The following is an 11,820-nucleotide window of genomic DNA, read 5'->3' on the forward strand; positions in this document are numbered from 1 at the left end:
AAGGAGGTGCCGACATGAAATTACATGAGTTACAACCTGCAGAAGGTTCACGTAAAGTCCGCAATCGTGTAGGACGCGGAATTGGTTCTGGTAATGGTAAAACTGCCGGTAAAGGTCATAAAGGACAAAACGCCCGTTCAGGCGGTGGAACTCGCCCAGGATTCGAGGGTGGTCAAACTCCTTTATTCCAACGTTTGCCTAAACGCGGTTTCACGAACATCAACCGTAAAGAATATGCAATCGTCAATCTTGACGCATTGAATCGCTTCGAAGATGGTACAGAAGTTACTCCGACTCTACTAGTTGAAACTGGTCTAGTAAGTAACGAAAAAGCAGGAATCAAGATTCTTGGTAAAGGTTCAATCGAGAAAAAGCTTACAGTAAAAGCACACAAATTCTCAACCACTGCTAAAGAAGCTATCGAAGCTGCTGGCGGTACATCTGAGGTGATCTAATGTTCCAAACTATCTCCAATTTTATGCGCGTGGGTGATATAAGAAATAAAATTATCTTCACCCTTTTAATGTTAGTCGTCTTCCGTCTTGGTACCTTCATTCCGGTGCCAAACGTTGACGCAAATGTACTGAAGATGCAAGACCAGGCAGGAATTCTCGGATTCCTGAATACATTTGGCGGTGGTGCGCTGCAGAACTTCTCCATCTTCGCGATGGGAATCATGCCTTACATCACGGCTTCGATCATTGTTCAGCTGCTTCAAATGGACGTTGTTCCTAAGTTCACTGAATGGTCGAAGCAAGGTGAAGTAGGCCGCCGTAAATTAGCTCAGTTCACTCGTTATTTCACAATCATACTCGGTTTCATCCAAGCTTTAGGTATGTCCTATGGCTTTAACCGGATCTATGGTGGAATGCTTATCCAAAGCCCTGGAGTAAGCACGTACCTGTTAATCGCTTTGGTATTGACAGCCGGTACGGCTTTTCTTATGTGGCTTGGTGAACAAATCACGGCTAAAGGTGTTGGAAATGGTATCTCGATCCTGATCTTTGCAGGTATCGTTGCTGCGATTCCTAACATTGTAAACCAAATTTATGCTCAACAAATCGAAGGGGCAGGCGAACAGCTTTTCCTTCGCATTGTGGTTCTTGCACTTATACTTTTGGCAGTCATTGCAATCGTGGTTGGTACAGTGTTTATTCAACAAGCACTTCGTAAAATCCCGATTCAATATGCAAAACGTTTAGTGGGGCGCAGTCCGGTTGGCGGACAATCAACACATCTTCCATTGAAAGTGAATGCTGCAGGTGTTATTCCGGTAATCTTCGCGATTTCCTTTATCATTACACCGCAGACGATCTCTACATTCTTTGGGGATAATGATGTGACAAGCACGATCCAGTACATCTTTGATTACACGAAGCCGGTCGGCATGATCATCTATGTTGCATTGATCGTCGCCTTTACTTACTTCTACGCTTTCATTCAAGTGAATCCGGAGCAAATGGCGGAGAACTTGAAGAAGCAGGGTGGGTATATCCCTGGTATCCGTCCAGGTAAAACCACTCAGGAGTATCTCACTCGCGTTCTGTATCGCCTGACATTTGTAGGGGCTATATTCTTATCAGTGATCTCCATTCTTCCGATGCTTTTCATTAACTTCGCCGGTCTGCCGCCTGCGGCACAAATTGGCGGAACAAGCCTGCTCATCGTAGTCGGTGTGGCACTTGAGACAATGAAGCAATTGGAAGCACAGCTGGTGAAGCGCCACTACAAAGGATTCATTAAATAAGAGGGTTTTCGGGAACGTTCAGTTCCTGAAGCCATTTTATAGACATTGAGGGGGAGTTCGAGTGAATATTGTTCTTATGGGCTTACCAGGCGCAGGAAAAGGCACTCAAGCTGAGAAAATCGTTGAAAAATATGGTATCCCTCATATTTCGACTGGTGACATGTTCCGTGCTGCTATCAAAGATGGCACTGAGCTTGGCTTGAAGGCTAAATCATTCATGGATAACGGTGATCTTGTCCCTGATGAAGTGACAATCGGAATCGTTCGTGAACGATTAAGCAAAGAGGACTGTGAAAAAGGCTTCTTACTTGACGGGTTTCCAAGAACGGTTGCTCAGGCAGAAGCACTTGAAAACATTCTCGCTGATCTTGGTAAAAAGATGAATTATGTCATTAATATAAATGTAGATAAGGACATCCTGATGGGGCGCTTGACAGGTCGCAGAATCTGTAAAGAGTGCGGCGCTACTTATCATCTTGTCTTTAACCCGCCAAAAGAAGAGGGCGTTTGCGACCGCTGCGGAGGAGAGCTGTATCAGCGTGCTGATGATAACGAAGAAACAGTTCAAAACCGTCTGGATGTAAACATCAAACAAACCCAGCCGCTTTTGGCATACTACGAAGATAAAGGCTATCTCAAAAACATTGACGGTCAACAAGACATCGATAAAGTGTTTGCTGACATTGATGTACTACTTGGAGGCCTTTCAGTATGATCATTTGTAAAACTCCGAGAGAGATTGAGATCATGCGCCATGCTGGTAAAATCGTGGCACTGACTCATGCGGAATTGCAAAAGCATATTCTTCCGGGAATATCGACGAAAGAATTGGATGCAATTGCTGAAAAATTCATTCGTAAACATGATGCAATTCCATCTTTTAAAGGGTATAATGGGTTTCGTGGCAGCATCTGTGCTTCAGTCAACAACGAGCTGGTACATGGAATTCCGGGAGATCGGGTGCTGAAAGATGGCGATATAATCAGCATCGATATCGGTGCGAAATATAACGGCTATCACGGTGATTCCGCCTGGACATATCCAGTTGGTAAGATTGATGATGAAACCCGTAAGCTTCTGGATGTAACAGAGGAATCTTTATATCTGGGGCTTAAGGAAGCTAAACCAGGCGAACGTCTGTCGAATATCTCTCATAGTATTCAAACTTTTGTTGAGGCAAATGGCTTTTCTATCGTTCGAGAGTATGTAGGACACGGAGTTGGTCAAGACTTACATGAGGACCCTCAGATTCCTCATTATGGACCGCCGAACAAAGGTCCTCGCTTGAAGCCTGGCATGGTACTGGCGATTGAACCAATGGTTAATGCAGGAAGTCGATATGTTAGAACGTTATCAGATAACTGGACAGTCGTGACAGTTGATGATAAAATGTGTGCGCACTTTGAACACACCATTGCAATTACTGAAGACGGCTATGAGATATTGACGAAAGCCTAAGTGAAGGTGATTGGATTGATCGAGTCAGATTCGACGATTCCGAGTATAGGCCAGATCGTACTGCCGCTTAAAGGCAGGGAAGCTGGGACATATTCAATCGTTGTTCAGCAATTGGATGAACGTTTTGTACTCATAGCAGACGGAGATAGACGGAAATTCGACCGCGCCAAGCGAAAGAATATCGGACATCTTCAACTGTTTGACTATGTTTCTCCAGAAGTTCAAAACAGTATTATCGAAACAGGTAAAGTGACGAACGGTAAACTGCGCTATGCTGTTACAAAGTTTGTAAATGAAGTCTTAAATGATGAGAAGAAGGGAGACATGTTCGATGGCTAAAGATGATGTAATTGAAGTGGAAGGCACGGTCGCCGAGACTTTGCCTAACGCGATGTTTAAGGTAGAATTAGAAAATGGTCATACAGTTCTGGCACATGTTTCAGGAAAGATTCGTATGCACTTCATCCGTATCTTACCTGGTGACAAGGTGACAGTTGAATTATCACCGTATGACTTAACTCGTGGTAGAATCACTTATCGTTATAAATAATTCATTGCACTCCGTACTATTAAGGAGGTTAGAATAAGATGAAAGTTAGACCATCTGTTAAGCCGATCTGCGAAAAGTGTAAAGTCATCCGCAGAAAAGGTAAAGTCATGGTTATCTGTGAAAACCCTAAACACAAACAAAAACAAGGCTAAACTTAAAGGAGGTGCGCTATCACTATGGCACGTATTGCTGGTGTAGACATTCCACGTGACAAACGTGTTGTCATTTCATTAACATACATCTACGGTATTGGTAAAAATACTGCACAACAAATTCTTTCAGAAGCTGGTGTCTCTGCAGATACTCGCGTTCGTGATCTAACTGAAGACGAACTAGGAAAGATTCGTGATATCGTTGATAAATTAAAGGTTGAAGGTGATCTTCGTCGTGAGATCTCTCTAAACATCAAACGTCTTATGGAAATCGGTTCATACCGCGGTCTTCGTCACCGTCGTGGACTACCTGTTCGTGGTCAACATACGAAGAACAACGCTCGTACACGTAAAGGTCCTCGTAAGACTGTAGCAAACAAGAAAAAATAATAGGTAAAGGAGGTTACTTCTTAACATGGCACGTAAAACAAACACTCGTAAACGTCGTGTGAAAAAGAATATCGAAGCTGGTATTGCACACATTCGTTCTACATTCAATAACACAATCGTAACTATTACTGATGTTCACGGAAACGCTGTTGCATGGTCAAGTGCAGGTTCACTAGGATTCAGAGGTTCTCGTAAATCTACTCCTTTCGCAGCACAAATGGCTGCTGAAACTGCTGCAAAAGCTTCCCAGGAACACGGTTTGAAAACTCTTGAAGTAACAGTTAAAGGCCCTGGAGCTGGACGTGAAGCTGCTATCCGTGCTCTTCAAGCTGCCGGTCTTGAGGTTACTGCAATCAGAGACGTTACTCCAGTTCCTCATAATGGATGCCGTCCGCCAAAACGTCGCCGCGTTTAATTTTTCTGTATAAATTTTGTATCGTTGTCTATAATGGGATATGATACAAAATACGTTCGTTCAGAAAAATGTAACCAGTTGTTGGTGCACAATAGGGAACGTAAACATGGGGAATTTCGGACTTCATTTATATAGCCCGGAGTTTCGACGTTTTGAAGGAGGGTAAATATTAATGATCGAAATTGAAAAACCAAAAATTGAAACGGTTGAGATCAGCGATGATGCCACATATGGAAAGTTCGTCGTAGAACCACTTGAGCGTGGATATGGTACAACTTTGGGTAACTCCTTACGTCGTATCCTACTATCGTCACTCCCAGGTGCCGCTGTCACATCTATTCAAATAGATGGAGTACTGCATGAGTTTTCAACAATTGAAGGCGTCGTAGAGGATGTCACATCCATCATTTTGAATATCAAAAAGCTAGCGTTGAAGATTTACTCTGATGAAGAGAAGACGCTTGAAATTGATGTACAGGGTGAAGGGGTCGTAACAGCTGCTGATATTACTCATGATAGTGATGTGGAAGTGTTGAATCCTGATTTGCACATCGCCACATTATCTAAAAGTGGTCACTTCCGTGTGCGTTTAAGCGCAGCCCGCGGACGTGGATACAGACCTGCTGACCAAAACAAACGTGAGGATCTTCCAATCGGTGTGATCCCAATCGATTCTATTTACACTCCAGTTTCACGCGTTAACTATCAAGTAGAAAACACTCGTGTTGGTCAAATGACTAACTATGACAAACTTTCTCTTGATGTATGGACTGATGGAAGTATCGGCCCGAAAGAAGCTATTTCTCTAGGTGCCAAGATTCTGACAGAACACTTGAATATTTTCGTCGGCCTTACAGATGAAGCGCAGAATGCTGAAATCATGGTAGAAAAAGAAGAAGATCAAAAAGAAAAAGTTCTAGAGATGACGATCGAAGAATTGGATCTTTCTGTTCGTTCTTACAACTGCCTGAAGCGTGCTGGAATCAACACTGTTCAAGAGCTTGCCAACAAGACTGAAGAAGATATGATGAAAGTGCGTAACCTAGGACGTAAATCTCTTGAAGAGGTTAAAGTTAAACTTGAAGACCTCGGATTAGGGTTGCGTAAAGACGATTGATAATCATTTTTAGATAGATAGTTTCAACAAAGGAGGGAACCCTTAATGGCTTACAGAAAGTTAGGACGTACAAGTGCTCAACGTAAAGCTATGCTACGTGATTTAGCTACTGACCTAATCATCAATGAGCGTATTGAAACAACTGAAACTCGCGCGAAAGAGCTTCGTTCAGTTGTGGAAAAAATGATCACATTAGGTAAACGTGGTGATGTTCACGCACGTCGTCAAGCTGCTGCATTCATTCGTAAAGAAATTGCAAACGCTGAAAACAACCAAGATGCTCTTCAAAAGTTATTCTCTGACATCGCTCCTCGTTACAACGAGCGTCAAGGCGGATATACTCGCATTATGAAGGTTGGTCCTCGCCGTGGTGACGGTGCTCCAATGGCAATCATCGAATTAGTTTAATAATTCGTGACTACTAACATTAAGGGCGGGACAGTTAATCCTTAACTGCTTCTTTGCCCTTTTTGTATAAGTGCATGATTGATGATGAAAAGCAGAGCGTTACGATGAGCAGCACTGCTGACTCGTCTAGCTCGTGCGCCCCTTCCGACTTCTATATCGATAGAAGCTGTTCAGTGGATGAACAAGAAAAGGTTTCTTTTCTTTGGTCGGGGTGCAGGCTTTTTTTTATTTATATGGATTTTTGCTATTATTTATTTATTGGATTATATTACAGTTCTTTATACCGCTAATGATTTCCGTGCACGACTTCGCTTTCCGCAGGTAGCCCGTGAGCCTGCTCGGCTTCGCCTCCGGGGTCTCACCTGTCTCGCTTTTCCCGCAGGAGTCTTCGCCTTCCACTCCAATCAATAGCTGGAAAAAGTTTAATAAAGAGAATATGTTAGAAAATAAAATCAACCTGTTCTTACAAAATGAAAAAAAGCCGAGCAGAGTTATTTTTTAGTTGAGAATTGATGAGCATAGAGGAGGTATGTATCATGCGAGAGATGATTAACGTTAAGGATGTGTATTTTCGTTATCCCGATCAAAAAGATTATGCTCTTGAGGGAATCAGCCTTCATGTAGAGCAAGGTGAATGGCTTGCGATTGTCGGGCATAATGGTTCAGGTAAGTCTACACTTGCAAAGATGCTGAACGGCCTTCATTTTCCTGAGAAGGGAGATGTGACGGTCGATGGGGTTGCGCTTGAAGAAGAGACGATCTGGGATATCCGGTCCAAAATTGGAATGGTCTTTCAAAATCCAGATAATCAGTTTGTCGGTGCTACAGTCGAAGATGATGTGGCTTTTGGGTTAGAAAACCATGGAGTACCTTACGAAGCGATGGTAAAGCGAGTAAATGACGCCCTGAAGCGTGTCCATATGGAAGATTTTCTTGATCAAGAGCCCCACCATTTATCCGGCGGTCAGAAGCAGAGGGTGGCAATTGCAGGGGTGGTGGCATTGCAGCCTGATATCATCATTTTGGATGAATCCACCTCGATGCTTGACCCGAAAGGAAAGAAAGAAGTGCTTGAGACGGTCAGGGAGCTGAAGGAAAAAGAGAATCTGACGGTCATTTCCATCACCCACGACCTTGAGGAAGCAGCGAAGGCAGACCGGATCATTGTACTGAACAGGGGCAAGGTTTTTAAGGAAGGGACGCCTCGGGAGATATTCCTTCTTGAGGATGAATTGAAGAAATTGGGGCTGGATTCACCCTTCACGATCAAACTTTCAGGGGTACTCAAGAACACGGGGATATCATTATCTGACACATATTTTACAGAAGAAGAGCTGGTGAACGAGTTATGCAAATCTCATTTCAACAAGTAGAATATCGTTATTCCTATAAGACCCCGTTCGAGAAGCTGGCTCTTGAAGATATTAATCTCTCCATACCCTCCGGGCAGTTTCTGGCTGTCATCGGGCATACGGGTTCAGGAAAGTCGACACTCTTGCAGCACCTGAACGCATTGCTCAAGCCGACTTCCGGTGTGGTGAATGTAGGGGATTATGCCATCAGCCCCGATAAGAAGTCAAAAAGCCTGAAACCGATCCGGCAGAAGGTCGGGATTGTTTTTCAATTCCCGGAGCATCAATTATTTGAAGAGACAGTACTAAAAGATATTTGCTACGGCCCAATGAATTTCGGAGTTTCTGAAGAAGTGGCGAAAGAACGTGCGAAGGAACTGATCGTGAAAGTAGGTCTCTCAGAAGAGGTCCTGGAGAAGTCTCCTTTCGATCTTTCAGGCGGTCAGATGAGAAGGGTGGCCATTGCCGGCGTGCTTGCCATGAATCCGGATGTCATCGTACTGGACGAACCGACAGCAGGACTGGATCCGAGGGGGCAGCGCGAGATCATGGATATGTTCCATGACCTTCACAAGGAGAAGGGGCTTACCACCATCCTCGTCACGCACAGCATGGAAGACGCCGCTCATTATGCCGACGAGATCGTGATTATGCAAAAGGGCAGATTAAAAAGGAAAGGCACTCCGCAGGAGATTTTCTCGAATCCGGAGGAACTGTTCGGGATGGGTCTTGATGTTCCCGATGTGGTCCGGTTCCAATTTAAGCTGGAAGAACGAATCGGCAGAAAGCTCGGGGTCACCTGTTTGACGATTGAAGAACTTGCAGCTGCCATTCGTTCCCTTGAGGAAGGAGGCGGGCAGCCATGATGGAAAAGATGATTTTCGGCCGGTATGTACCGGCAAAATCCATTCTGCACAGCATGGACCCGAGAGCGAAGCTTCTTTTCATTTTCGGATTCATTTGCGTGGTGTTTTTAGCTAATAATGGAGCCACCTATGCCATTTTAGGGGCATTCACGCTTACTGCACTTATTTTTTCAAATCTCTCCATCCGTTTTATCATCGGGGGCTTGAAACCGATCCTGTGGCTGATCCTGTTTACATTTTTCCTTCACGTGTTCTTTACAAAAGAAGGGGCGGTCGTCCTTGATCTTGGTTTCCTGAAGGTTCATGAAGAAGGGCTGCGGCAGGGTATCTTCATTTCACTTCGGTTCTTTTACCTGATCCTGATCACGTCCCTGCTGACGCTGACAACATCGCCAATCACGATTACAGACGGGCTTGAAACCTTGTTGAATCCTTTACGTAAAGTAAAATTCCCTGTTCATGAACTTGCCCTGATGATGTCGATCTCATTGCGTTTCATCCCGACACTCATGGAAGAAACGGACAAGATCATGAAGGCCCAGATTGCGAGGGGAGCAGAGTTCTCTTCAGGTCCGATAAAAGACCGTATCAAAGCGATCATCCCACTCTTGATCCCGTTATTCGTCAGTGCGTTCAAGCGTGCCGAGGATCTTGCAACAGCGATGGAAGCAAGGGGGTATCAAGGCGGTGAAGGAAGGACGAAATACAGGCTTCTTTCATGGCATAAAAAAGATACGGGTGCACTGGTTGTACTGGGCATCCTCACAGCTTTATTGCTGGTCTTCAGAGGATAGGGGAGTGAATCTATGAAGCGTGTAAAATGTACAATTTCATACGATGGAACCCATTTCAGCGGCTATCAGATACAGCCGAATCGGCGGACAGTGCAGGGACTGCTGGAAGAAACACTCAGTGCCATCAACAAAGGGGAGCATATACGAGTCACCGCTTCGGGCAGGACGGACGCAGGGGTACACGCAAATGGCCAGGTGTTCCACTTTGATACCCCGCTGTCCATTCCTGAGGAAAAGTGGCCGGTGGTCCTGAACACGCGCCTTCCTGACGAAGTGGTCATCAAAGAGGCTCAATATGTACCGGAGGACTTTCATGCCAGGTTTTCAGTCAAGCGGAAGGAATATCGGTACAGAGTCTACACGGCTCAGTCACGCAGCCCCTTCCACCGCCATTATGCCCTTCACCACCCATATACTCTTTCGGTGGATGCCATGAAAAGGGCGGCAGAGCATTTAATAGGGGAGCACGACTTCACAAGCTTCTGCTCTGCAAAAACGGAAGTGGAAGACAAGGTCAGGAACCTGCAGCGCATCACCATTATCGAACAAGAAGGAGAAATCATTTTTTCCTTTACGGGGAATGGGTTTCTTTACAACATGGTCAGGATCCTGGTCGGGACACTGCTTGAGGTGGGCGCAGGAAACCTGCAAAGTGCTGACATGAAGGCCATCCTCCAGGCAAAGGACCGAAACCACGCAGGAAAGACAGCTCCGCCGCATGGATTGTATTTGTGGAAGGTGGAGTATTTTAATTGATAGGGAGAGATTTAAGAAGAGTTTATGTTGATACCGTGCAGGTCTAGCGGTTGTTTGGAGTGCAAGTCGTAGACTCCTGCCGGATATGCGAAAGGGCTTCGCTCAGAAGTGTGTGGCATAAGACGAATCGGCCTCGAGGGCCTTCGTTGCCTTTTTGGTCGATTAGGCTTATGACATGTGCTTCTAAGCCCTGTAGCTGGACAGTTACACTCCCTGGACGAGGAGGCTCGCGAGTTACCCGCGGAAAGCGAATTCTTGCACGGAAATCAAAAGCGGAGATTAAAAGACTTAACTGGAAAAATATTTTTTCACTAAAACAACTAATCCAGGTGTAACATCCCCTTGACAATCATCTGGGAACAAGATATTATAGCATATGGTATGTTATTAACCCCACGATAAGCCCCGGAAACTTATTGTGATTAGAAAATAAATACTACGGATTCATTTAATAGGAGGTAAACTCATGCGTACTACGTATATGGCAAAAGCCAACGAAATCGATCGTAAATGGTACGTTGTAGATGCTGAAGGCAAGACTCTTGGTCGTCTGGCTAGTGAAGTAGCTTCAGTTCTACGCGGTAAACACAAACCAACTTTCACACCACATGTTGACACTGGTGATCACGTAATTATTCTTAACGCTTCAAAAATCGAATTGACTGGTAAAAAGCTTACTGATAAGATCTACTACCGTCACAGTAACCACCCTGGTGGTTTGAAGCAGCGTACTGCATTAGAAATGCGTACAAACTACTCAGAAAAAATGCTAGAGCTTACAATCAAAGGTATGCTTCCTAAAGGTTCTCTAGGTCGTCAAATGATCAAGAAGCTACATGTATACTCTGGATCTGAGCATCCACACCAAGCACAACAACCAGAAGTTTACGAACTTCGTGGATAATTAAAAAGAGGAGGTTATTATCTTGGCTCAAGTTCAATATTACGGAACTGGTCGTCGTAAGAGCTCAGTAGCTCGCGTACGTTTAGTACCAGGTAACGGTAACATTGTTATCAATGATCGTGAAGTAGAAGTATATATCCCATTCGCAGCACTAAGAGAAGTAATCAAGCAACCACTAGTTGCAACTGAAACTCTTGGTAACTATGACGTTTTAGTAAACGTACACGGTGGAGGTTACGCTGGTCAAGCTGGTGCGATCCGTCACGGTATCGCTCGTGCTTTACTTCAAGCTGATCCTGAGTACCGCGGTTCTCTAAAACGCGCTGGATTGTTAACTCGTGACGCTCGTATGAAAGAACGTAAAAAATATGGTCTTAAAGGCGCTCGTCGTGCACCACAATTCTCTAAGCGTTAATTATTTCTTACAAAGACTCTCAACCTTTTGGTTGGGGGTCTTTTTTATTGTGGGTTTGGGTGCGGAGGGTGGAGGAATGGTATGGCAGTCGTTTGTCGAAAAATCGGCAGTCCGCACTTATATCTGGGATTTCGCACATATATTAGTTTTTCCGCACTTATATTGAAAATTTCGCACTTATATCGCCAGGACCTGCACGTATCTGTTTAGAGAAAAACATTGATTATGACAATAAGTCGTGATGTTTATTCCTTATTTTACCAAGTTACTGAATTATCCTGAAAATCGAAAGATAAATGAAGGAAATTAAAAGATTAATGATTAAAATTAAAAGATTATCGGGGGAAATTCGAAGATTATACAGGATAATAAAGTTAGTCTAAAAAGTGGACACACAAAGATGATAATAGGGCATAACTATAACTATTATTAATAAGGACGTGTATCCATGGGAAAGTACTATACAAACGAATATAAAGAATACGTAGCTAAAATA

17 protein-coding genes are annotated in these 11,820 nt (G+C 44.2%); all 17 read left to right on the plus strand.

Translation table 11 applies throughout. The annotated features are described in order from the left end of the window. Nucleotides 1-14 precede the first annotated feature (14 nt). The 17 genes from rplO (at nt 15) to rpsI (ending at nt 11,324) form a co-directional block, all read left to right on the plus strand. A complete protein-coding gene (gene rplO / locus BHE18_RS02705) occupies nt 15-455 on the plus strand; it encodes a 50S ribosomal protein L15 (RefSeq protein ID WP_032085288.1) in 441 nt (146 codons plus the stop codon). After that, nucleotides 455-1,747, plus strand: coding sequence for a preprotein translocase subunit SecY (secY, locus tag BHE18_RS02710; protein WP_071617127.1), 1,293 nt, complete (start codon nt 455-457; stop codon nt 1,745-1,747). The genes rplO and secY overlap by 1 nt, the downstream gene beginning before the upstream one ends. Before the next feature lie 61 nt (nt 1,748-1,808). Continuing rightward, on the plus strand, nt 1,809-2,462 hold the full coding sequence (locus tag BHE18_RS02715; protein WP_071617128.1) for an adenylate kinase: 654 nt from the start codon (nt 1,809-1,811) through the stop codon (nt 2,460-2,462). Beyond that, nucleotides 2,459-3,205 carry a type I methionyl aminopeptidase gene (gene map / locus BHE18_RS02720; RefSeq protein WP_032085291.1) on the plus strand — a complete coding sequence of 249 codons (747 nt, stop codon included), beginning with the start codon at nt 2,459-2,461 and terminating at the stop codon, nt 3,203-3,205. The genes BHE18_RS02715 and map overlap by 4 nt, the downstream gene beginning before the upstream one ends. 15 nt (nt 3,206-3,220) lie before the next feature. Further along, complete coding sequence (locus tag BHE18_RS02725; RefSeq protein ID WP_071617129.1) at nt 3,221-3,544, plus strand: KOW domain-containing RNA-binding protein; 324 nt, start codon at nt 3,221-3,223, stop codon at nt 3,542-3,544. Next, on the plus strand, nt 3,537-3,755 hold the full coding sequence (gene infA / locus BHE18_RS02730; RefSeq protein WP_003217190.1) for a translation initiation factor IF-1: 219 nt from the start codon (nt 3,537-3,539) through the stop codon (nt 3,753-3,755). The genes BHE18_RS02725 and infA overlap by 8 nt, the downstream gene beginning before the upstream one ends. Before the next feature lie 38 nt (nt 3,756-3,793). Continuing rightward, nucleotides 3,794-3,907 (plus strand): 50S ribosomal protein L36, encoded by a 114-nt coding sequence (gene rpmJ / locus BHE18_RS02735; protein ID WP_003156543.1) that lies wholly within the window; start codon nt 3,794-3,796, stop codon nt 3,905-3,907. Nucleotides 3,908-3,931: 24 nt separating this feature from the next. Then, nucleotides 3,932-4,297: a 30S ribosomal protein S13 gene (gene rpsM, locus BHE18_RS02740; RefSeq protein WP_032085293.1), complete on the plus strand. Its 366-nt coding sequence runs from the start codon at nt 3,932-3,934 to the stop codon at nt 4,295-4,297. Nucleotides 4,298-4,322: 25 nt separating this feature from the next. Beyond that, nucleotides 4,323-4,712 carry a 30S ribosomal protein S11 gene (gene rpsK / locus BHE18_RS02745; protein WP_032085294.1) on the plus strand — a complete coding sequence of 130 codons (390 nt, stop codon included), beginning with the start codon at nt 4,323-4,325 and terminating at the stop codon, nt 4,710-4,712. Nucleotides 4,713-4,884: 172 nt separating this feature from the next. Then, entirely contained in the window at nt 4,885-5,829 is a 945-nt protein-coding gene (locus BHE18_RS02750; protein ID WP_048007631.1) for a DNA-directed RNA polymerase subunit alpha, read from the plus strand. A 45-nt stretch (nt 5,830-5,874) separates the two neighbouring features. Continuing rightward, a complete protein-coding gene (gene rplQ, locus BHE18_RS02755) occupies nt 5,875-6,237 on the plus strand; it encodes a 50S ribosomal protein L17 (RefSeq protein WP_071617130.1) in 363 nt (120 codons plus the stop codon). A gap of 536 nt (nt 6,238-6,773) precedes the next feature. After that, nucleotides 6,774-7,610 (plus strand): energy-coupling factor ABC transporter ATP-binding protein, encoded by an 837-nt coding sequence (locus BHE18_RS02765; RefSeq protein ID WP_071617132.1) that lies wholly within the window; start codon nt 6,774-6,776, stop codon nt 7,608-7,610. Next, complete coding sequence (locus BHE18_RS02770) at nt 7,586-8,455, plus strand: energy-coupling factor ABC transporter ATP-binding protein (RefSeq protein WP_071617133.1); 870 nt, start codon at nt 7,586-7,588, stop codon at nt 8,453-8,455. Before BHE18_RS02765 ends, BHE18_RS02770 begins: the two co-directional genes overlap by 25 nt. Beyond that, nucleotides 8,452-9,249 carry an energy-coupling factor transporter transmembrane component T family protein gene (locus tag BHE18_RS02775; RefSeq protein ID WP_071617134.1) on the plus strand — a complete coding sequence of 266 codons (798 nt, stop codon included), beginning with the start codon at nt 8,452-8,454 and terminating at the stop codon, nt 9,247-9,249. The genes BHE18_RS02770 and BHE18_RS02775 overlap by 4 nt, the downstream gene beginning before the upstream one ends. Nucleotides 9,250-9,261: 12 nt before the next feature. Then, entirely contained in the window at nt 9,262-10,005 is a 744-nt protein-coding gene (gene truA / locus BHE18_RS02780) for a tRNA pseudouridine(38-40) synthase TruA (protein WP_071617135.1), read from the plus strand. A gap of 466 nt (nt 10,006-10,471) precedes the next feature. Further along, nucleotides 10,472-10,909 (plus strand): 50S ribosomal protein L13, encoded by a 438-nt coding sequence (gene rplM / locus BHE18_RS02785; protein WP_032085300.1) that lies wholly within the window; start codon nt 10,472-10,474, stop codon nt 10,907-10,909. A gap of 22 nt (nt 10,910-10,931) precedes the next feature. Beyond that, nucleotides 10,932-11,324 (plus strand): 30S ribosomal protein S9, encoded by a 393-nt coding sequence (gene rpsI, locus BHE18_RS02790; protein ID WP_032085301.1) that lies wholly within the window; start codon nt 10,932-10,934, stop codon nt 11,322-11,324. Nucleotides 11,325-11,820 lie beyond the last annotated feature (496 nt).

Origin of the sequence: Rossellomorea aquimaris (assembly GCF_001877785.1) — a bacterium.
In the GTDB taxonomy this organism is placed as follows: Bacteria; Bacillota; Bacilli; order Bacillales; family Bacillaceae_B; genus Rossellomorea; species Rossellomorea aquimaris_A.

Coding starts and splice junctions, on each gene's coding strand:
- rplO (WP_032085288.1), top strand. CDS start 15: ATGAAATTACATGAGTTACAACCTGCAGAAGGTTCACGTAAAGTCCGC.
- secY (WP_071617127.1), top strand. CDS start 455: ATGTTCCAAACTATCTCCAATTTTATGCGCGTGGGTGATATAAGAAAT.
- map (WP_032085291.1), top strand. CDS start 2,459: ATGATCATTTGTAAAACTCCGAGAGAGATTGAGATCATGCGCCATGCT.
- infA (WP_003217190.1), top strand. CDS start 3,537: ATGGCTAAAGATGATGTAATTGAAGTGGAAGGCACGGTCGCCGAGACT.
- rpmJ (WP_003156543.1), top strand. CDS start 3,794: ATGAAAGTTAGACCATCTGTTAAGCCGATCTGCGAAAAGTGTAAAGTC.
- rpsM (WP_032085293.1), top strand. CDS start 3,932: ATGGCACGTATTGCTGGTGTAGACATTCCACGTGACAAACGTGTTGTC.
- rpsK (WP_032085294.1), top strand. CDS start 4,323: ATGGCACGTAAAACAAACACTCGTAAACGTCGTGTGAAAAAGAATATC.
- BHE18_RS02750 (WP_048007631.1), top strand. CDS start 4,885: ATGATCGAAATTGAAAAACCAAAAATTGAAACGGTTGAGATCAGCGAT.
- rplQ (WP_071617130.1), top strand. CDS start 5,875: ATGGCTTACAGAAAGTTAGGACGTACAAGTGCTCAACGTAAAGCTATG.
- BHE18_RS02765 (WP_071617132.1), top strand. CDS start 6,774: ATGCGAGAGATGATTAACGTTAAGGATGTGTATTTTCGTTATCCCGAT.
- BHE18_RS02770 (WP_071617133.1), top strand. CDS start 7,586: ATGCAAATCTCATTTCAACAAGTAGAATATCGTTATTCCTATAAGACC.
- BHE18_RS02775 (WP_071617134.1), top strand. CDS start 8,452: ATGATGGAAAAGATGATTTTCGGCCGGTATGTACCGGCAAAATCCATT.
- truA (WP_071617135.1), top strand. CDS start 9,262: ATGAAGCGTGTAAAATGTACAATTTCATACGATGGAACCCATTTCAGC.
- rplM (WP_032085300.1), top strand. CDS start 10,472: ATGCGTACTACGTATATGGCAAAAGCCAACGAAATCGATCGTAAATGG.